Source organism: Kaistia terrae (assembly GCF_026344005.1).
GTDB classification, from domain to species: domain Bacteria; phylum Pseudomonadota; class Alphaproteobacteria; order Rhizobiales; family Kaistiaceae; genus Kaistia; species Kaistia terrae.
The window spans coordinates 875,456-893,498 of sequence record NZ_JAPKNH010000002.1 but is presented as its reverse complement, the minus strand read 5'-3'; the positions used below and the strand labels follow the sequence as shown (position 1 = coordinate 893,498).

The following is an 18,043-nucleotide window of genomic DNA, read 5'->3' as shown; positions in this document are numbered from 1 at the left end:
GGCCGCTAGAGATCCAGCCGCGTCTTCGGGTCGATGTGCTTGCCCGTCCACTGGCCGTAGCGCCAGGGCAGAAACCACCTGCCCTCGCCCGGCAGCGTTTCCGGCACCGGGTCGTATCCGGATGCGCCGAAGGGGCCGCAGCGCTGGAAGCGGGCGAGCGTCATCCAGCCGCCGGCCCACAGCCCATAGCGGCGTATGCACTCCTCGCCATAGCTGGAGCAGGTCGGCAGGTAGCGGCAGTTCTGGCCGATGAAAGGCGACAGCGTGAGTTTGTAGACGCGGATCAGCCCGATGCCGATGAGGCCCGGCCAGCGCGCAGGAGAAAGATGCGACCCGAGCCGCGTGGTCGTTCCCTCCGGGGGCGGCCCATGCGCGCAGCCATCAGGATGGGCAGTGGAAGTACAGATAGCGTCCGGCCTCCTGGCCCGCGGCCCGCGCAACCGTGTGGTCGCCATTGATCTTCTTCGCCCCGGCCAGTGCGATCGTCGCCGCCGTGACCACCTCGGTCAGCTTGCCGCGATCGGAGCAGACCGGATGCAGATTCGGCGTCGTCGCCTTGACCCGGTCGACGATCGCCTGGGCATCGTTGGAGAGCGCCAGCGCCACGCCAGTTCCAGCCACCGTTATGGCTAACAGAAGGGTAACGGACAGTTTACACCGCCGAGGAGTGAAGATCATGGTCATGCGCCTCTCCCATTCGCCGAGATGTCCGCCCGTCGATCAGCCGGATTCCAGCTCCACGGGCACTCGCCTAGCCTCGATTTGCTCGATCGCGTCGACCACCGCATCGAAGGTCAGAAGGGTCGAGGCATGCCGGGCCTTGTAGTCGCGCACCGGCTCCAGGAAGCGGAGATCGCCAAAGCGACCGTCCGGCGGCGCGCCATTTTCCTTCAGCATCCGCACCATGGTATCGCGAAGCGCGCGAAGCGTCGCCGTATCCGTGCCGACGATGTTGCGGGCGAGAATCGAGGACGACGCTTGGCCCAGGGCGCAGGCGCGCACCTCATGGCTGAAGTCGCTGACGACATCGCCATCCATCTTGAGATGTACGGTGACAGTCGAACCGCAGAGCTTGGAATGCGCCGTCGCGCTAGCATCCGGCTGTTCGAGCCGGCCAAGCCGAGGGATATTGGCGGCGAATTCCAGGATCCGCGCATTATACATGTCGTCGATCATTGCGACCTCCTGACGCCAATATAGAAACTCGCCAACCGAGGGACCAGATAGTAGGACTGCGACCCGTCGCACCTATCGGCCCAGTCGAGACCCTCCTGTCCGACATCCGGCCCCAGTCGGAGTACCCTCATGGACGCCAAAAGCCCGCCGGCCAAGCCCGTTCCGCACACGAGCCATCGTCCGACCCGCGAAGAAGCCGAGGCCGCTGTCCGCACGCTGATCGCCTGGGCCGGCGACGACCCGTCGCGCGAAGGCCTGCTCGATACGCCGAAGCGCGTCACCAAGGCATTTGGCGAGTTCTACAAAGGCTATCACGAAGACGCCGCCGAAACGCTGGACCGTGTGTTCGATGAGGCCGGCGGCTATGATGACATCGTGCTGGTGCGGGATATCCCCTTCTTTTCGCATTGCGAGCACCACATGGTGCCCTTCATCGGCAAGGCGCATATCGCCTATTATCCGAAGGGTGGCGTGGTCGGCCTGTCGAAGCTGGCGCGTGTCGTCGACATCTTCGCCCGCCGCCTGCAGATGCAGGAGCGACTGACCAACCAGATCGCCGAGGCCGTCGACCAGGGGCTGCTGCCGCGAGGCGTCGCCGTGATGGTCGAGGCGGAGCATCATTGCGTCTCGATGCGCGGCGCCCATAAGTCTGGCGTCTCGACGATCACGACGAGCTTCACCGGCATTTTCCACAAGGACCCGGCCGAACGGGCCCGTTTCCTTTCGCTGGTACAGCATCGCTAGACCGTTTCACCTGCAGTTCCAGTCCCTTCGCCGCAGTGCCGGCGCCATGGCGAATGCAAACGCCGGAGTACACCATGACCACGACGACCGTCGACCCGATCTCGCCCCGCTTCGCTGCCCCCGGCTCGCATGCCGAAGTCGAGGAAGGCACCGCCTTGATGCCCCGTTTCGGCGCCGATGGGCTGGTGGCCGCCGTCGTGACGGATTTTGAAACCGGCGACGTCGTCATGCTCGCCTGGATGAATGAAGAGGCGCTGGCCAAGACGATCGAGACCGGCGAAGGCTGGTACTGGAGCCGCTCGCGAAAAGAACTCTGGCACAAGGGCGCGACGAGCGGCCATGCCCAGACGGTGAAGGAAATGCGGGTCGACTGCGACCAGGATGCGATCTGGATTCGCGTCAGCACCGCCGGCACCGGCGCCAATTGCCATACCGGCCGCAAGGGTTGCTTCTACCGCAGCGTGCCTGTCGGCCAGCCCGTCTCGCCCGAGCTGAAGCTTGCCTTCACCGGCGACGAACCGCTGTTCGACCCGAAGGCCGTCTACGGCGATAGCTGACGCCGCAAAAGGCCCGAAACAAAGCCTCCGGCAACCGATCGAGACCGTCCATGCTGCGCCGCTTCTTCGCCTATTACGTCCCCTATAAGCGCCTGTTCTTCCTCGACTTCGGCTGCGCGGTACTGGCCGGCTTGCTTGAGCTGGGCTTTCCGCTGGCGGTGAAGCTGTTCGTCGATCAATTGCTGCCCGGCCAGAACTGGGGCCTGATCGCCGGCGTCGCGGCGCTGCTGCTCGTGGTCTATGTGCTGAACACCGGCCTGATGGCGGTCGTCAACTACTGGGGCCACGCGCTCGGCATCGGCATAGAGACGGACATGCGCCGCGAGGCGTTCGACCATATCCAGAAGCTCAGCTTCCGCTATTTCGACAACAACAAGACCGGCCATTTGATCACCCACGTGACCAAGGACCTCGAGGAGGTCGGCGAAGTCGCGCATCACGGGCCGGAAGACGTCTTCATCGCCATCATGACGTTCGTCGGCGCGTTCGTCCTGATGTTCACCGTACATTGGAAGCTGGCGTTGATCACCACGGCGATCATCCCGGTCATGACCTGGCTGGTCAGCCGCTACGGCGCCAAGATGACGGAGAACTGGCGCCGGTTGTTCCGCCAGGTCGGCGATTTCAACACCCGCGTCGGCGAGAGCGTCGGCGGCATCCGCGTGGTCAAGGCTTTTGCCAATGAGGACCACGAGCGGGCCCTCTTCGCCGAAAACAACGAGAGCTACCGGACAACCAAGCTCAGCGCCTACGCCTATATGACCGCCAGCTTGGCGATGTCCTATTTCAGCACGCGTTTCGTGCAACTCGTGGTGATGGTTGCCGGCACCTATTTCGTCATTCGTGGCGAGCTCAGCAATGGCGGCTTTGTCGGCTTCCTGCTGCTGGTCAACGTGTTCTTCCGGCCGATCGACAAGATCACCTCGGTACTGGAGAGCTATCCGAAGGGCATCGCCGGCTTCAAGCGCTTCATCTCGCTGATCGATACCGCACCCGACATTGCCGATCGGCCCGGCGCCATCACCGTGGATCACCTAAAGGGCGACATTGTCTATCGCGACGTCGACTTCGGCTACAACGAGCATGGCAAGGTTCTGCAGGGGTTGAACCTGACGATCCGAGCTGGCGAGACGATCGCCTTCGTCGGTCCCTCGGGCGCCGGCAAGACGACGATCTGCTCGCTGCTGCCGCGCTTCTACGAGGTTGATGGCGGGAGCATCGCCATTGACGGCATCGACATTCGCGACATGACGCAGGCATCGTTGCGCAATCAGATCGGCATCGTGGCGCAGGACGTGTTCCTGTTCGGCGGCACCATTCGCGACAACATCGCCTATGGTCGGCTCGACGCCACCGACGAGGAAATCATCGAGGCGCTGCGGCGTTCGGCGCTGGATGAATTCGTGCTGTCGCTGCCGGATGGGCTCGACACGCTGACTGGCGAGCGTGGCGTTAAGCTTTCCGGCGGCCAGAAGCAGCGCCTGGCGATCGCGCGCATCTTCCTGAAGAACCCGCCGATCCTCATCCTCGACGAAGCGACATCAGCGCTAGACACCGCGACCGAGTTCGCCATCCAGCAATCGCTGGCGGCCTTGTCGGAGGGCCGCACGACCCTGGTCGTAGCGCACCGACTGGCGACGATCCGCAATGCCGACCGCATCGTTGTCGTCGGCACAAGCGGCATCGTCGAGCAAGGCACCCATGCCGAATTGCTTGCGCGTCGAGGCGATTATGCAAGGCTGCACGAGGCGCAGTTCGGCGGCTTGTCTCAGGCCGTGGCTATATAGGCGCGCATTTCATCGGCTTCGCGCTCGACCTGCTCGATGCGCGCCTTGACCACGTCGCCGATCGAGACAATGCCGGCGAGCTGGTCATCCTCGACGACCGGAAGGTGGCGGAACCGGCCCTCGGTCATGCGCGTCATCACCTCGTTGATCGTGTTCCGATCCGTGCAGGTGACGACTTTGGCCGTCATGATCGACGACACAGGCCCGTTCAGCGCGTCGGCGCCGCGGGCCAGCGCCCGCACCACATCGCGTTCCGAAACGATACCGAGAATATGGTTGGCGCCATCGGTGACAACGATCGCGCCGATCCGGCGCTCGGCCAGGATTCGCACGACTTCTGCAATGCTGAGGTCGGGAGAGACGGTGATGACGTCCCGCCCCTTGTTCGACAATATGGCTGCGACGGTCATTGGGCGGCTCCCTGTTCAAGCAGGGCCGGCCGCTCTCTGAGGTGGACCGGTCCGAACCCCAATCATGATCGGAGGCTCCATCACCTTACGATCATCTACCGTGCAGGACGCCAGGCTTGGCGCGCTGGTCGTCATGTCCGTCCCCTGATGATGAGACTGTGACGAGGCGATTGCAAGGTGCGCCTGCGGGGACCGCGATGGCGGTTCCGGCCCGGACTTAACGGCGAGCGCGCCCGATCGGATCGAACCACGGAAACAGCAGCACGCCGAAGATGAAGCCGCCGAGATGGGCTTCCCAGGCCACCGTGCTGTTTGTCACGCCGGGTGGGGTGAACAGCAGACCGAACACCAGGTTGAAGACGAACCACACGCCGAGAAACGCGACGATGCGCCGGTCGCGCGCCATCTCCAGGAACGACAGAGCCGGGCGGAAATCCGCGTCACTGCGCGGAATACCGCCGCCAAGCCGACCGCCGGCTGAAAAGGCGAACCGAGCCGAGGCGGCCATCTGGGCCGAGATCGCCGCCGAAGCGCCGATCAGCGGCGCCTGTCCGGACGGATAAAGCAGAAGATGCGCCGCCGCGCCCGCTGCCGCGCCGCCCAGAGAGAAGGCAAGGAAACGCCAGGTGCCGAAACGACGTGCGAGCGGCGTGCCAAAGGCGGCAAGCCAGAGACCGTTGACGCCGTAGTGCATCCAGTCCGCATGCAGGAACGCGTAGCTGAAGAAGGTCCAGACATCTCCCGCCAGACCGCCCGGCCAATAGAAGCCCGGGATGGACGGGCCTGTCAGCCGGATGGGGAAGAAGGCAAAGGTCGCGATCAACCAACTCGCCTGTTCCTCGTCCAGAACATAGACGCGAACAACGTGGACGATCGCCAGCACGGCCAACGAGGCAATGATGACGGCGGGGAGGTTGAATACGGGTTCGCGCTCGGCGCGTTCGCTTCTGGGGCTCATTCATCCGGCATAGTCGGCCCACGATTTCCGCGCAAGCGCAGCGGGAGCGAGGCCAGGGCGTTTTCAAGCGAAGTGTAGTGAGGCTCGCACGAAGAAGACGCGACACAGCGAAGGATTTCCGCTCTTCGGCGTATTCGTCAAATGGCGAAAAGCTCTAGGGAAAAGCAAATTGGCCGTCCGGCGCGCTTCTCAGACGGGCACGCGCGGACGGCCTTCGTCACGCCCCGTCTAGCCCCCCAGCAAAGACGCCCCGTAACGCGACGTAACTTTTCATGCTTCAAATTTAAGATCAATCACGAAATGAGATCAACTTGTGCGTAACCCTGTCCGGCGGGAGTTGCCCCGGCGACCCGCGCCATCTGCTATGAGCGCAGGCAGGGACGGCCGCAGCGCCTTCCTCGCACGCCCCGCCAGCCGTCCGAAATGACGGTGGAACGGGGCTTCGGATGCAAGGTTGCGCCTATGAGTGACGAATTCCCAACAAGGCACGCGTCGTCGCAACAGCTCTATGCGTATTGGCAAGGCCAGCGCGCTGGCAGGCCCGCGCCGCTCCGCAGCGCGATCGAGCCCGTCCATTTCGCAAAGCTGCTCGGTGATATTTTTCTTCTCGATGCGTCCCACACGACGGCATTCCCCTTTCGCCTGGCCGGTACGGGTCTCTGCGCCAATTTCGGCCGCGAACTGACGGGCGACGACTTCCTGTCGATCTGGCAGGGAACAGACCGCGAGCCCCTCGCGACAACCCTCCGCACGATTGCCCGAAATGCTTCCGTGGCCATCGTCGAGATCGCTGGGCAAACGGAGCGCGGCAACACGGTGTCCGTCGAGATGCTGCTTTTGCCGATCAGCCAGGACGGACGGCGCAATGACCGCATCCTCGGCCTGTTCTCGCCGCTGGAGCGGCCCTATTGGCTGGGCATGCAGCCGATCGTCCGCCAGCAGGTCCTGAGCCTGCGATGGCTTGAGCCAGAGGCGAGCCTGTCGACTGCGACGTCGATCGCGGCCCGCCCCCTCCCCGCTGTGCTTCGCACGCCGGAGCCGGCGGGCCCGACCACCCCGGTTCAACCGTCCGGACGCCGCCATCACCACCTGGTCGTCCTCGACGGCGGCCGCGACTGAACTGCCCAGTCGGGCCGCGTCTCACAGAGCGCGCGCCCCCGTTCACGAGGCTCCGGCAGGCCGCCTTCGCGATCCTCCTGTCAGATTGCTCGCGCGCGATCCCCCGGGACGGCTCCAAAAAGCCGGATTTGCCGGCCCCTCCGACCGATATTCACAATTTCCTTACCATGATGTGTCGGCCGCATCACAAGGAGGCCAGGAATCCAGCGATTCCGCGAAAACGCCTGCCCGACCCATCCGCCATTGTCTACAGGGCAGAGACAATCCCGCGAGCAGAATTGGTTAATCGTTCATTAAACCAAAGCTTAAACTTCTCGCAAAATTTGAAGAGAAGTCGATTAGAATCATCGTGCTTGGCTTAGAGAGCAGTAAAAGCCTATATGACATAGTCTTCCTCAGACAAGAGGACGGGATCTATGTCGTTTGTACGCGTATCGAGTTGCATTGCCGGGCTTGCATTGTTCTTCGGCCTGATCGCCGGGGCTTCCGCACAGGAACACGCCGCTTTCATGCGGGTGACGGGCAAGACCAGCCAGCCTGTCGGCCATTTCGAGCTCTGCTCGCGGATGCCGGGCGAATGCAAGGAGATGACGCGCGACACCTCCCCGGCCCATCTGACCGTCACGCTCTGGAACGAGCTGATCGCCGTCAACGACAACGTCAACACCGCGATCGAGCCAGTAACCGACGAAGAACTCTATGGTCGTCAGGAATACTGGACCTACCCGGAAGACGGTAAGGGCGATTGCGAAGACTTCGTTCTTCTGAAGCGTCGTGAATTGATCGAAAAGGGATGGTCGGCCGGCGTGCTGCTCATCACCGTCGTTCGCCAGACCAATGGCGAAGGCCATGCAGTGCTGACCGTTCGCTCCGATCGCGGCGACCTCGTGCTCGACAATCTCGAGCCGAAGGTCAAGCTCTGGGGCGATACCGAATACCAGTTCGTCAAGCGCCAGTCCGACCAGAACAGTGGCCGCTGGGTTGCCATCGAAGACGACCGTCCGACCCTCGTCGGCAGCATCAAGCGCTGAGGGCGGCCCGAACGGCTCGCGCGTCCTGAAGGACAAAGGATATCAAGCCCCGGCGCCACCCGCCGGGGCTTTGTTTTGGGCAGGACTGCTGGCCTTGCCGATAAAGAGCTTGGGATCGCGGAGGGTGCCAGAACAACCCAAGTCTTGCGGACAGTGACGGACACGCCCGCGACCAACCTGGAAATTCCCCCAGATCAGGGAATCGGCGCCGGCTGAAGCAGCCCCTACTCGAAGCTCGCCGCGAAACGCCGCCAGTTGGCGACATAGTGCGCCGCGCCTTCGCGCAGTCTGGCGAATGTCGTCTCGTCCAATGCACGAATGACTTTGGCCGGCATTCCGACGACGAGCGACCCGTCCGGGATCTGCTTGCCCTCCGGGACGAGCGCACCGGCGCCGATGACGCAGTTTGCGCCGATCTTCGCCCCGTTCATCACAGTCGCGCCCATGCCGATCAGGCTGTTCGAACCGATGGTGCAGCCGTGGAGAATGGCGCGGTGGCCAATCGTGCAGCCCTCGCCGATCGTGAGCGGAAAGCCCATGTCGGTGTGGAGGACGCAATGTTCCTGGATATTGCTGCGCGCGCCGATGGTGATGCGTTCATTATCGCCGCGAAGAACGGCGCCGAACCAGATGCTGACCTCGTCGCCGAGCGTGACCTTGCCGATCACGCGCGCATCGGGCGCAACCCAGTAGCGATCCGCGGCGGGGACTTCGGGCCAAAGGCCATCGAGCGCGTGCAGGGGCATGGCGGTTCAATCCCGGTTGTTCGGACGAACCGTGCGCCCGCGCCGGTCAAGCGGGCGTGGACACGATGGCCGCCGCTTCGGTGGTGTCCACGACCGGCGCCTGCTCGCAAGCCAGCGCCAATCATGGAACCGCATTCGTCAATCGACGGCTCGCCTCAGGCGTGCCGTTTCAAGCTTCTTCTTCGAGGTCGATATCGAGGATCGCCATCGTGAAGTTGTAGGAGAGTTCACCCTCTTCGTCGTCCCGGAACAGGACGCCGACGAACTCATCGCCGAAATAGACCTCGGCGGTATCGTCCTTGCGGGGACGCGGACGGATGGTGATGCCCTTCATGTTGAAGCGGCGATGAAAGAAGCCCTCGAGCTTCTGGATCTCTTTTCGATCCAATTTGATCTCCTGAGGTTCGGGGAAACAACCGGGCATCGCCGCCGCGCCAAAAGGCACCGCGGAGCGTCGCAGCCGCTGCCCCGAGCAGCGCCGCCACAACCCACGAAACGAAAATCGATTATGCCTGATCCGGCAGGATCTGGTCCATCATTCGCGACGGCTCGGCGCAGGGCGCCTTGCCGACCACCTTGGCCGGCACGCCGGCGACCGTCGTGTTCGGCGGAACGGAATGGAGCACGACCGAACCGGCCGCCACCCGCGAGCAATGGCCGATCTCGATATTGCCGAGGATCTTCGCACCGGCTCCGAGCAGCACGCCATGCCGGACCTTCGGATGGCGGTTGCCGGTTTCCTTGCCCGTGCCGCCCAGCGTCACGCCCTGGAGGATCGAGACATCGTCCTCGATCTCGGCGGTTTCGCCGACGACGAGGCCGGTGGCGTGGTCAAGGAAGATGCCCTTGCCCATCGGCACGGCCGGATTGATGTCGACCTGGAACACGGAGGACGACCGGCTCTGCAGGTAATAGGCGAAATCGCGCCGGCCTTGCCGCCAAAGCCAATTGGCCAGGCGGTGGGTTTCGATCGCGTGAAATCCCTTGAAATAGAGAACCGGCTCGATGGCGCGGGTGCAGGCGGGGTCGCGGTCAAAGACCGCCTGGATGTCGACGCGCACGGCATTCGAGATAGCCGGTTCGGAATCGAATGCCTCGGCAAAGGCCTGGCGGATGAACTCGGCCGACAAATCGCGATGATGCAGCCGCTCGCCAATGCGATGCGCCACCGCATCTTCCAGACGGTCATGGTTCAGGACCGTCGCATAGATGAAGCTGGCGAGAGCCGGCTCGGCGCGCATGATTTCTTCGGCCTGAACCCGCATGGAAGACCACAGCGGATCGAAGCTGGCGAGACCCTCGCCAACGATGCGGGAATTGACGGCCGACATTGACGTCTCCTTGCTGCCATCCACCGTTGCAGCCATTTCCAAGCCGCACCCTAACATGGGGACCTGATGCCGCAAAACGAACAGAAGCGAGTTAATTTTGCTCGCGACCCGATCCGGCGATGTGCGCCTCGGACGGGGTGTGACACATATCGGCCGGCCGCGAAAAAGCAATGAAAATCAAAACAGCGGCACAGCAAAACACAACGGATCGAGCGCGCCAAATTGTCCAGGCGCCCCGTCCGGCACATGAATCAATCTCTCCACTGCCCCCGCTAACCACCTGACCGAGCGCGCCTTTTACGGCATGCTCAATGCAGGCCGCGCTTTTCCAGGAAGGCCAGAACGCCGGCCTTGTAGACCTTGTCGCCGACGGCGAGCATATGGTCGCGCTTCGGGATATCCAGCACCTCGGCACCTGGAATGATCGCCGCCAGATCGGCAGCCGAGCCGGCCAGTTCGTCGCGTTCGCCGACGGCGATCAGGACGGGCAGACGGATCGTCGCCAGGTCGTCGGCAGAGATCGGCTGGCGCGTCGCCTTCATGCAGGCGGCAAGCGCGACGCGATCGCTTTTGGTCTGGTCGGCAAACTTGCGGAACATCTGCCCGGTCGGATCGGTAATGCCATCGGGATCGTCCGTTTCGAGCGCCGCGACCACGGGCTCCCACGGTCCGATTCCGGTGACGATGCCATAGCCCAACCCGCCGAGAATGAGGGACTTGACCATCTCGGGATGCGCCAGCGCCAGGAAGGTGGAAATCCGCGCGCCCATCGAATAGCCCATGACGTCGGCGCGGGTGATGCCGAGATGCCGCAAGAGGTTGCGCGCATCCTCCGCGAGGGCGGCGACCCGGTAAGCGGCGACGTCGTGCGGCTTGTCGCTTTGGCCATGGCCGCGATTATCGAGGGCGATGACCCGATGCCCTGCCTTGACCAGCGTGTCGACCCAGCCGGGATTGACCCAGTTGACCTTCGCGCTCGATCCGAAACCGTGGATAAGAAGGATCGGCGGTCCCTCACCCTCGTCCAGAAAAGCGATGGAATGGCCGTTCGAAAGGAAGCTTTGCATGGGGGAATTCCGAGGAAGGATGCGGCGCTGTTATGCAGGATCGCGACGCCCGCGCCAAGGTGTCGCCGCGCAGGAGCCCTGCCCGGTCTGTTCATAGCGCCATCACAACGCTATGGTCCGGGAAATAGTTGCTTCGAACCGACGGACTCGCGCCATGGCCGCACATGTGATCCCGCATTTCCATAATGATTCCGGTGTCGTAACGATCGAGATCGGCGTCAAGGAATTCATGTGCGTCGGCGCCAAGCCGCCCTTCGATCATCCGCACATCTACATCGACATGGGCGACGACAACGAGAAGGTCTGCGCTTATTGCTCGACCCTCTACCGGTTCAATGCCCGTCTGCACGGCCCGGAAACCCTGCCGCCTGGTCATCTGTTCGTAGAAGCCGTCGCGGCCTGACCGGATCACGTCATGACTCCAATCCGCGTCGGAATTGCAGGCGCGGGCATAGCCGGGCTGACGACGGCCCTGTCGCTCGCGCGCCGGGGCATCGCCTCGACGGTGATCGAACGGACGGCGCAGTTGTCCGAAGTCGGCGCCGGCTTGCAGATCTCCCCCAATGCCGGACGAATCCTTGAAGGCCTGGGTCTGGGCGACGCGCTCGATCGCGCGGCCGTATTTCCCGAAGCGATCGACATGCGGTCGGGACGGACGGGCGAGCCGATCGTCAGCCTGCCGCTCGGCGAACATGCGCGCGCCGCTTTTGGCGCCCCTTACCGGCTGCTGCATCGCGCCGATCTGCAGTCCCTGTTGCTGGAAGCCGTCGAAGCCGACCCTCGGATCGAGTTGAAACTCGGCGTCGAAGCCAGGGCCGTGACGCAGACGCCGGACGGTGTCACGCTCTCGCTCGATAATGGCGAACTCGGCTTCGATGCGATGATCGCCGCCGATGGAGTGCGCTCCAGGCTAAAACCGGCCGTCGCAGGCGCCTCCCCGCCCAGACCGAGCGGCCGCACCGCCTGGCGGACGACCATTCCAGTCGGCATCGCGCCACGCGACCTGCCGCATGAGCGCACCACCGTGCTGCTCAGCCGCGCCGCCCATGTCGTCATCTATCCGGTCCGTAGCGCCCGCCTGATCAACATCATCATCGTGATCGAGGAACCATGGGACAATGACGACTGGAGTGCGCCCGGCGACGCCGCCGTCCTGCGGCAGCGCTTCGACAGCGACAGCACGCGCTATATCAGCCGACTTACCGGGCTCGACCTCCAATGGACGCGCTGGTGCCTGACGGAAGTGGTCCCGACCGGCGCCTGGGTGGACGACCGCATCGCCCTGATCGGCGACGCAGCCCACGCCATGCTGCCCTTCCTGGCACAGGGCGCGGCGATGGCGATCGAGGATGCCGACGTGCTGGCCCGCGAACTCGCCAACGCGCCAGTCGCGGAGGCCCTGCAGCGCTACCAGGCGCTACGCAGGCCGCGGGTCAATCGCGTGTGGAAGACGGCGCGCCAGGCTGGGCAGATCTATCACCTCGGCGGCGCGATGGCGGTGGCGCGCGACATGACCATGACGGCGCTGGGCGGCCAGAGGCTGCTCGGACGCTATGACTGGATCTATGGCTGGAAGCCGTAGATCGCTGACGCTCCACGCGCAGGTGGCTATTCAGCCGCCGCGCTGCCCCGGACCGGTGGCACATAGAGCACGATCCGGTTTCGTCCCAGCGCCTTGGCCTGGTAGAGCGCCGCGTCGGCGAGCGGCAGCATTTCGACCACGCCCCCGGCCGGATGACGCGCTCGATGGTTGATGCCGATCGAGATGCTGATGCGGATCACCCGCCCCGCGCCTGCCGGGATCATCAGCCGCTCGACCGTATGGCGTAGCCGTTCCGCCATAGCGACGGCATCGTCGCTGGTGATATCGGGCAGCGTGACGGCAAACTCCTCGCCGCCGAGCCGCCCGAAGAGATCAAGGCGGCGCAGTTCGTCCCCGATAGCGTCCGTCACCGCCACGAGCACCGCGTCGCCCGCCGCATGGCCATGTTCGTCATTGACCTGCTTGAAGTGGTCGATGTCGATCATCAGCACGGCGACGCCGGAAAAGAGGTTCGACTGCGGCTGCGCCAACAGGGCGGCGCTGCGCTCAAGATAGGCGCGGCGCGCGAGGATATCCGTCAGGCTGTCCATGCTGACGGCCCGGTCGAGCCGGGCCAGCAGCCCCCGCTGCGCCACCGTGATCGTCGCGACCGTGAGCGGGCCAACCGCCAAAAGCGTGAGGCCGAGGCGGAACGACATGCTGTTGTCGAGCAGGTCGACCGTGCTCGGCAGGTAGATCAGGTCGGCGGATTCCGCCACCAGCATGGTCAAGCTCGACAGCAGCACCAGCACGCTGGTCGGGAACATGCCGTAGCTGAGCGAGCACCAGAGCAGTGCGGGTATGGGAAAGGCGATCGCGCCGGGGCCGCCAATGCCGATCGAGGCGATGACGGAGAGGCAGAGCGCGAGGACCGGCATCGTCGTCGGCGCATCGGGCACGAAATTGCGCAGCCGCTCGACCAGTTCCGGCAGGCGCAACCCGCGCGGAAACGTCAGCAACACCGGCAGGATGATGACGTAGTTGCTGAGTTCCGTCGTGAACCAGAAGATGAAGCCGGTCTTCATCGGCAGGGTCGACAGGAACGACGCCAGAATGCAGCCGACGCCGGCGGCCATGCCCGCTGCGGCGACGCAGATCAGCAGCATATGCAGGACGGAAAGCGGCCGCCGCAGCGCCCGGTCGTCCGGGCCGAGCCAGCGGAACAACACATATCCGGTCGCCACGCCGATCAGGTTGGCGTCCGTCAGCCAGAGATTGGTCGAGGGATCGTCGCCGCTGAGATGGCCGGCGACGAGAAAGCCGATCAGGGCGCCAAGCCAGCCGGGATAGCCCGCCAGTTGCGGCCGGACCACGAACAGGCCGAGCAGGATGGCGTTGGCCGGCCACAGCGCCGCGATGAAGCCGAGCGGCCGCGTCAAGATACCGGCCAGGGCCGCGACGAACACCACGCAGGCGACGAGGCAGAGCGGCCACAGCGCAGCAGCCAGCTTGCCGGTCGCCGGTCTGATGCTTTTCGGGGTGGCGCCCATGCGGTTCCGGTCAATCGTGAGTTGCGGAGATCGAACCAATGCCTTCGAATTGAGCAGCATCAGCGGTCCGCCGCAAGCAGCACATTCCGCGCCGGGATACTAGCCCCGCGCGAGCTCGGCGATCGCGAGGTAGTCCGTCTTGCCCGTCGCCAGCATCGGCAGGGTCTCGACCATGACAATGCGCTTCGGCACCATGATTTCCGGCACGCCATGCGCCTTGGCCGAGGCGATCAGTGCGTTGCGGTCGGCATCGACCCGGTCGGTGACCAACACGATCTGCTCGCCCTTGCGTTCATCGGGCACCGAGACGGCGGCATGGATGTTGTCCGGCCAGACCTGGGCCGCATAGGCCTCGACCGCCGCCAGCGAGATCATCTCGCCGCCGATCTTGGCGAAGCGCTTGGCCCGGCCGCGAATGGTGATGTAGCCGTCGGCGTCGAGGGTGACGATGTCGCCGGTATCGTGCCAGCCGTCCTGCGTCTTCTCCAGCACGCCCGGCGCGCTGTCGCGCATGTAGCCGAGCATGACATTCGGCCCCTTGATCCAGAAGCGCCCGCCCTCATCGAGGCCCGGCACCGGCTCGATCCGGTAGGACATGCCCGGCAGCAGCCGGCCGACGGTGCCGTCGCGATGATAGAGCGGCGTGTTGGCCGAGACGACCGGCGCGGCTTCCGTGGCGCCATAGCCCTCGAACAGCTCGAGGCCGAAGCGGTCGCGCCAGAGCACGCGGGTCGCCGGCTTGATCTTCTCGGCGCCGAGCACGACCAGCCGCAGCTTGGCGAAATCCTCTTTCTCGGCCATGCGCGCCCAGCCGACGGCGAAGGTGTCGGTGCCGATCAGGATGGTGGAGCCGCTGTCGCGCACCAGCGCCGGGATCTGCTTGTAGTGCAGCGGCGTCGGATAGAAGAACACGCGCATGCCGATCGCGAAGGGCGCGATCAAGCCGACCGTCATGCCGAAAGAATGGAACACCGGCAGCGGGTTGAACAGCGAGTCGTCGGATTTGAGTTCCAGCGTGCGCAGGAACTGCTCGACATTGGCCAGCACATTGGCATGGGTCAGCGCCACACCCTTCGGTACGCCCTCGGAGCCCGAGGTGAAGAGCAGCACGGCGACATCGTCCGGCTTGGCGCGGGAGAGCGCATGCAGCGGCCGGGCGAACCAGGACGAGACGACGCCACGCAGCTTGTCGAACTTGCTGACCGACTTGCCGATGTCTTCCAGCCACAGGATCTGGACATGCGCCTCGAGCGCCGCAACCAGTTCCTCGAGCTTGCCCTCGGTGATGAAGCGACGCGACGAGATCACATGCTTGATGTCAGCCGCCTTGCAGGCGACGAGGAGATTCTTCGGTCCGGCGCTGAAATTGAGCATGGCCGGCACGCGGCCGAACGCGACCAGTCCGAAGAAGGTCGGCGCCACGGTGGCGACGTTGGGCAGCAGCATGCCGACCCGTTCGCCCCGCTTCGTCTTCGCCGCGAATACCCGGCCCAGGACCATTGCCCCGATGACGACGCGATCGAAGGTCATCGGCTTGCGCTGGTTGTCCTCGATCACCTCTCGCTTGCCGCCGAAGCGGGCGCGCGAATCGAGCAGCATCCCGAATAGTGTTTTCCGCCAGCGCTTTTCGTCGAGCGGGATAGCCCGCGTGGCAGGGCTGGGAATGGCGGTAGGCATATCCATTTGCGGTAGTTCGCTCTGCTACGAGGTCAGTATGGCCGCGCATCTTCGGAACGGCGCGTCAACATACAATGACGACGACCACAGAGCGAGTTTGGCTGCACACGCCCTGCTCTCCGAACGCAGCCGAGGCAGCTGCGAGCGATCCCGCAGCGATTTTTCGCCAGACACTTCTTGACGCAGGGGCACGACAGGCCTAGCGAGAGTGTATCGTACGATATATCGGAGCCAGAATGGACCGCGCACTCCCCCCGGACATGCCCCCCAAGGGCAACGGTCGCCAAGGCCTGCTAGCGGGGCATGACACCGCCCACATGGCAAGTTCTGGCCGGCAGACCATGGGTGGACGCGGCGGCGACGGATTTCGCGTCGGCCGCATGGTCGCGGACGGCGACCTGCGCCTGGTCGGCCTTTCCCTGCTCGCCGAAGCCCCGCGCCACGGCTACGACGTCATCAAGGCGATCGAAGAACTAACCAGCGGCACCTATAGCCCCAGTCCCGGCGTCATCTATCCGACGATGGGGTCTCTCGAGGCGGCCGGCCATGTTACGGCCGTCACCGAGGGAACCCGGAAGGTCTATTCGATCTCCGAAGCCGGCCGGCAGCATCTGGCTGAAAACCGCGCCGCCGTCGATGGCATCCTCGACCATCTCGACCGCATCGGCCGACGCATCGTGGAGGCGCGCGAATGGTACGGACGCAGCGGGGCGGCATCGCTTCAGGACCGGCCGGATCGCGACGTACCCGGTGTTATTCCAGAGATCAACGATGCCCGCCGCGCGCTCAAATCGGTAATTGCATCGATGAGCGGCGCCAGTTCGATCGAACAACACCGTGTCGCCGACATCCTGCTGCGCGCCGTTGCCGAAATCCGCGACCTGCGCAGCGAAGACGTCGACATCTGAGCACGGACGTCGATTGCGCCGCGCGGTTGGCCTCAGTGTCCCGCAACACCCCATCGAGTGGCGCCTCGATTCCCTAGGGTAAGAGACACGAAGAAAGCTGTCGAAATCACAAATCCTCCCGAAAGCAGGAAATTGCCGAATACTCGGCGCTGACGCCAAGATGTTCGAACAACGACACGTCTCGCGCCTAAATCCTTCTATCGAAAAATATCGTATCCGTTATAGCGGACGAAATTTCGAGATCTTTGTCACGGCTGCTGGCTCCTGCGAAAGCCTGTCCGCTCCTTAGGAGGAAACGTCAGCGACCTGTCGAAGGTCCATTGTCGGGCGATCGGGCGGGGTCTAGATCCCCATGCATGGACGGCAGCAGCCGCCGACGAGATCCCGGAGATTGAACCATGAGCCATGCCATGCAGATGATGCCGATGCCCGCCATGATGCCGATGCCCATGCAGAACATGATGCCCGGAATGGGCATGATGAACGGCATGATGCCGATGATGGGCAACATGATGCCGATGGGTGGCATGATGCCGATGCCCATGATGATGACCAAGATGACCTGCACCATGACCGACAAGGGCATGACCTGCGAGATGATGCCGATGGAAGGCATGTCGAAGGAAATGTTCATGGACTGCTGCAACCGCATGATGAGCATGATGGGCATGGGCATGCCCATGATGATGACCATGGGCGGCATGCCGATGATGATGTGCATGATGGAAATGAAGGCCTGAGGCCTGGCGCCGCCAGCACATCGATGCAGGGGCTGCCCGTCGGGCGGCCCTTTTTTTTATGGCCGCCGCTCAATCTCCAGCCTAGCCGGAGATCGTCTCGACATAGGTCATGACGAGATAGATCACCGCCTCCGTGGTGCGGAGATTGCGGTAGCTGTGCGGCACGTCGGCCTCGAAGGCGATGGCATCGCCCTCGCCCAGCACCAGCGGCGCATCGCGCCCGGCGACAATCTCGACCGTCCCTTGCGCGACGACCAGATTCTCCAGCGTTCCGGGCGCGTGGGGGTCGGCGTCCTCGCGATGGTTGGGAGCCAGCCGAAGCTCGTAGAACTCGACCTTGCGCTCGCCGCTGAAGGGAAACAGCGCCCGTGACGAAAAACGGCCGTCGCTCGAAGCGAGGATCTTGGCCTTGTCGCGCGGCAGGAATGTCGTGCCACGCGTCTCCTGCCCGTTCATCAACGTCGCGAATGGCACGCCGAGCGCGGTCGAGACCTTCCAGAGCAGGTTTATCGTCGGCGCGCTCTTGCCGGTCTCGATCTGTGAAAGCATGGCGCGGCTGACGCCGGAGAGCTTGGCCAGCCGCTCCAGCGAATGGCCGCGCCGGGTGCGAAGCCGGCGAAGGTTGCGACCGACCAGGGCCGCCAATTCACCGGACGTGTCGACAACGACTTCCTCGGAAGTCTCCTCAATCAAGGCTGGCGACCAGGGAGCCATCGCCGC

Annotated in this window: 21 protein-coding genes; 8 read left to right on the top strand and 13 right to left on the bottom strand. The window is 64.0% G+C overall.

Annotated elements, in window-relative coordinates; genetic code table 11:
• Positions 1 to 5: 5 nt before the first annotated feature.
• Genes yidD through OSH12_RS09340 form a run of 3 tightly spaced genes read right to left on the bottom strand, consistent with a single transcriptional unit; the run spans position 6 to position 1,176 of the window.
• Positions 6 to 455, bottom strand: coding sequence for a membrane protein insertion efficiency factor YidD (yidD, locus tag OSH12_RS09350; RefSeq protein ID WP_323180627.1), 450 nt, complete (start codon positions 453 to 455; stop codon positions 6 to 8).
• Positions 382 to 684: a hypothetical protein gene (locus OSH12_RS09345; RefSeq protein ID WP_266343243.1), complete on the bottom strand. Its 303-nt coding sequence runs from the start codon at positions 682 to 684 to the stop codon at positions 382 to 384. The genes yidD and OSH12_RS09345 overlap by 74 nt, the downstream gene beginning before the upstream one ends.
• A 36-nt stretch (positions 685 to 720) precedes the next feature.
• A complete protein-coding gene (locus tag OSH12_RS09340; RefSeq protein ID WP_266343242.1) occupies positions 721 to 1,176 on the bottom strand; it encodes an iron-sulfur cluster assembly scaffold protein in 456 nt (151 codons plus the stop codon).
• Positions 1,177 to 1,305: 129 nt separating this feature from the next.
• On the opposite strand from OSH12_RS09340, the gene folE reads away from it, so the two are divergent.
• From folE to OSH12_RS09325, 3 genes are all read left to right on the top strand, one after another.
• On the top strand, positions 1,306 to 1,920 hold the full coding sequence (gene folE, locus OSH12_RS09335) for a GTP cyclohydrolase I FolE (protein WP_266343241.1): 615 nt from the start codon (positions 1,306 to 1,308) through the stop codon (positions 1,918 to 1,920).
• Positions 1,921 to 1,994: 74 nt separating this feature from the next.
• Positions 1,995 to 2,477, top strand: coding sequence for a phosphoribosyl-AMP cyclohydrolase (hisI, locus tag OSH12_RS09330; protein ID WP_266343240.1), 483 nt, complete (start codon positions 1,995 to 1,997; stop codon positions 2,475 to 2,477).
• A gap of 50 nt (positions 2,478 to 2,527) precedes the next feature.
• Positions 2,528 to 4,264 carry an ABC transporter ATP-binding protein gene (locus OSH12_RS09325; protein ID WP_266343239.1) on the top strand — a complete coding sequence of 579 codons (1,737 nt, stop codon included), beginning with the start codon at positions 2,528 to 2,530 and terminating at the stop codon, positions 4,262 to 4,264.
• Here the strand turns inward: OSH12_RS09325 and OSH12_RS09320 are convergent.
• Positions 4,246 to 4,674 (bottom strand): CBS domain-containing protein, encoded by a 429-nt coding sequence (locus OSH12_RS09320; protein WP_266343238.1) that lies wholly within the window; start codon positions 4,672 to 4,674, stop codon positions 4,246 to 4,248. The genes OSH12_RS09325 and OSH12_RS09320 overlap by 19 nt on opposite strands.
• A gap of 217 nt (positions 4,675 to 4,891) precedes the next feature.
• The gene (locus OSH12_RS09315) at positions 4,892 to 5,632 is read right to left on the bottom strand and encodes a rhomboid family intramembrane serine protease (RefSeq protein WP_266343237.1); all 741 of its coding nucleotides are present in this window, start codon (positions 5,630 to 5,632) and stop codon (positions 4,892 to 4,894) included.
• Positions 5,633 to 6,094: 462 nt separating this feature from the next.
• On the opposite strand from OSH12_RS09315, the gene OSH12_RS09310 reads away from it, so the two are divergent.
• Positions 6,095 to 6,751 carry a PAS domain-containing protein gene (locus OSH12_RS09310; RefSeq protein WP_266343236.1) on the top strand — a complete coding sequence of 219 codons (657 nt, stop codon included), beginning with the start codon at positions 6,095 to 6,097 and terminating at the stop codon, positions 6,749 to 6,751.
• A gap of 416 nt (positions 6,752 to 7,167) precedes the next feature.
• Positions 7,168 to 7,782, top strand: coding sequence for a transglutaminase-like cysteine peptidase (locus OSH12_RS09305; protein ID WP_266343235.1), 615 nt, complete (start codon positions 7,168 to 7,170; stop codon positions 7,780 to 7,782).
• Positions 7,783 to 8,006: 224 nt separating this feature from the next.
• On the opposite strand, the gene OSH12_RS09300 is transcribed toward OSH12_RS09305, so the two are convergent.
• The 4 genes from OSH12_RS09300 to OSH12_RS09285 form a co-directional block, all read right to left on the bottom strand.
• Positions 8,007 to 8,528, bottom strand: a complete 522-nt coding sequence (locus tag OSH12_RS09300; RefSeq protein WP_266343234.1) for a gamma carbonic anhydrase family protein — start codon at positions 8,526 to 8,528, stop codon at positions 8,007 to 8,009.
• 169 nt (positions 8,529 to 8,697) lie between these two features.
• Positions 8,698 to 8,916, bottom strand: a complete 219-nt coding sequence (locus OSH12_RS09295; protein WP_266343233.1) for a DUF3126 family protein — start codon at positions 8,914 to 8,916, stop codon at positions 8,698 to 8,700.
• A 118-nt stretch (positions 8,917 to 9,034) separates the two neighbouring features.
• On the bottom strand, positions 9,035 to 9,859 hold the full coding sequence (gene cysE / locus OSH12_RS09290; RefSeq protein ID WP_266343232.1) for a serine O-acetyltransferase: 825 nt from the start codon (positions 9,857 to 9,859) through the stop codon (positions 9,035 to 9,037).
• A 308-nt stretch (positions 9,860 to 10,167) separates the two neighbouring features.
• Positions 10,168 to 10,926, bottom strand: coding sequence for an alpha/beta fold hydrolase (locus OSH12_RS09285; protein ID WP_266343231.1), 759 nt, complete (start codon positions 10,924 to 10,926; stop codon positions 10,168 to 10,170).
• A 154-nt stretch (positions 10,927 to 11,080) separates the two neighbouring features.
• Between OSH12_RS09285 and OSH12_RS09280 the strand changes: the two genes are divergently transcribed.
• Positions 11,081 to 11,329, top strand: coding sequence for a zinc-finger domain-containing protein (locus OSH12_RS09280; RefSeq protein ID WP_266343230.1), 249 nt, complete (start codon positions 11,081 to 11,083; stop codon positions 11,327 to 11,329).
• Between the two features lie 12 nt (positions 11,330 to 11,341).
• Positions 11,342 to 12,508, top strand: coding sequence for an FAD-dependent monooxygenase (locus tag OSH12_RS09275; RefSeq protein WP_266343229.1), 1,167 nt, complete (start codon positions 11,342 to 11,344; stop codon positions 12,506 to 12,508).
• A gap of 26 nt (positions 12,509 to 12,534) precedes the next feature.
• Here the strand turns inward: OSH12_RS09275 and OSH12_RS09270 are convergent, their stop codons facing one another.
• Together OSH12_RS09270 and OSH12_RS09265 are read right to left on the bottom strand one after the other, a co-directional pair.
• Positions 12,535 to 14,058 (bottom strand): GGDEF domain-containing protein, encoded by a 1,524-nt coding sequence (locus OSH12_RS09270; protein ID WP_266343228.1) that lies wholly within the window; start codon positions 14,056 to 14,058, stop codon positions 12,535 to 12,537.
• A 39-nt stretch (positions 14,059 to 14,097) separates the two neighbouring features.
• Entirely contained in the window at positions 14,098 to 15,681 is a 1,584-nt protein-coding gene (locus OSH12_RS09265) for an AMP-binding protein (protein WP_266343227.1), read from the bottom strand.
• A gap of 311 nt (positions 15,682 to 15,992) precedes the next feature.
• Here OSH12_RS09265 and OSH12_RS09260 point away from each other — a divergent pair, with 311 nt between their 5' ends.
• Positions 15,993 to 16,583, top strand: a complete 591-nt coding sequence (locus OSH12_RS09260) for a PadR family transcriptional regulator (protein ID WP_266343226.1) — start codon at positions 15,993 to 15,995, stop codon at positions 16,581 to 16,583.
• Between the two features lie 298 nt (positions 16,584 to 16,881).
• Here OSH12_RS09260 and OSH12_RS09255 read toward each other — a convergent pair whose 3' ends face one another.
• Both OSH12_RS09255 and OSH12_RS09250 read right to left on the bottom strand, forming a co-directional pair.
• The gene (locus tag OSH12_RS09255) at positions 16,882 to 17,304 is read right to left on the bottom strand and encodes a hypothetical protein (protein ID WP_266343225.1); all 423 of its coding nucleotides are present in this window, start codon (positions 17,302 to 17,304) and stop codon (positions 16,882 to 16,884) included.
• Between the two features lie 100 nt (positions 17,305 to 17,404).
• Positions 17,405 to 18,037, bottom strand: a complete 633-nt coding sequence (locus OSH12_RS09250; protein ID WP_266343224.1) for a helix-turn-helix domain-containing protein — start codon at positions 18,035 to 18,037, stop codon at positions 17,405 to 17,407.
• Between the last annotated feature and the right edge of the window lie 6 nt (positions 18,038 to 18,043).

Coding starts and splice junctions, on each gene's coding strand:
- yidD (WP_323180627.1), bottom strand. CDS start 455: ATGGCGACCACACGGTTGCGCGGGCCGCGGGCCAGGAGGCCGGACGCT.
- OSH12_RS09345 (WP_266343243.1), bottom strand. CDS start 684: ATGACCATGATCTTCACTCCTCGGCGGTGTAAACTGTCCGTTACCCTT.
- OSH12_RS09340 (WP_266343242.1), bottom strand. CDS start 1,176: ATGATCGACGACATGTATAATGCGCGGATCCTGGAATTCGCCGCCAAT.
- folE (WP_266343241.1), top strand. CDS start 1,306: ATGGACGCCAAAAGCCCGCCGGCCAAGCCCGTTCCGCACACGAGCCAT.
- hisI (WP_266343240.1), top strand. CDS start 1,995: ATGACCACGACGACCGTCGACCCGATCTCGCCCCGCTTCGCTGCCCCC.
- OSH12_RS09325 (WP_266343239.1), top strand. CDS start 2,528: ATGCTGCGCCGCTTCTTCGCCTATTACGTCCCCTATAAGCGCCTGTTC.
- OSH12_RS09320 (WP_266343238.1), bottom strand. CDS start 4,674: ATGACCGTCGCAGCCATATTGTCGAACAAGGGGCGGGACGTCATCACC.
- OSH12_RS09315 (WP_266343237.1), bottom strand. CDS start 5,632: ATGAGCCCCAGAAGCGAACGCGCCGAGCGCGAACCCGTATTCAACCTC.
- OSH12_RS09310 (WP_266343236.1), top strand. CDS start 6,095: ATGAGTGACGAATTCCCAACAAGGCACGCGTCGTCGCAACAGCTCTAT.
- OSH12_RS09305 (WP_266343235.1), top strand. CDS start 7,168: ATGTCGTTTGTACGCGTATCGAGTTGCATTGCCGGGCTTGCATTGTTC.
- OSH12_RS09300 (WP_266343234.1), bottom strand. CDS start 8,528: ATGCCCCTGCACGCGCTCGATGGCCTTTGGCCCGAAGTCCCCGCCGCG.
- cysE (WP_266343232.1), bottom strand. CDS start 9,859: ATGTCGGCCGTCAATTCCCGCATCGTTGGCGAGGGTCTCGCCAGCTTC.
- OSH12_RS09285 (WP_266343231.1), bottom strand. CDS start 10,926: ATGCAAAGCTTCCTTTCGAACGGCCATTCCATCGCTTTTCTGGACGAG.
- OSH12_RS09280 (WP_266343230.1), top strand. CDS start 11,081: ATGGCCGCACATGTGATCCCGCATTTCCATAATGATTCCGGTGTCGTA.
- OSH12_RS09275 (WP_266343229.1), top strand. CDS start 11,342: ATGACTCCAATCCGCGTCGGAATTGCAGGCGCGGGCATAGCCGGGCTG.
- OSH12_RS09270 (WP_266343228.1), bottom strand. CDS start 14,058: ATGCTGCTCAATTCGAAGGCATTGGTTCGATCTCCGCAACTCACGATT.
- OSH12_RS09265 (WP_266343227.1), bottom strand. CDS start 15,681: ATGGATATGCCTACCGCCATTCCCAGCCCTGCCACGCGGGCTATCCCG.
- OSH12_RS09260 (WP_266343226.1), top strand. CDS start 15,993: ATGGCAAGTTCTGGCCGGCAGACCATGGGTGGACGCGGCGGCGACGGA.
- OSH12_RS09255 (WP_266343225.1), bottom strand. CDS start 17,304: ATGCACATCATCATCGGCATGCCGCCCATGGTCATCATCATGGGCATG.
- OSH12_RS09250 (WP_266343224.1), bottom strand. CDS start 18,037: ATGGCTCCCTGGTCGCCAGCCTTGATTGAGGAGACTTCCGAGGAAGTC.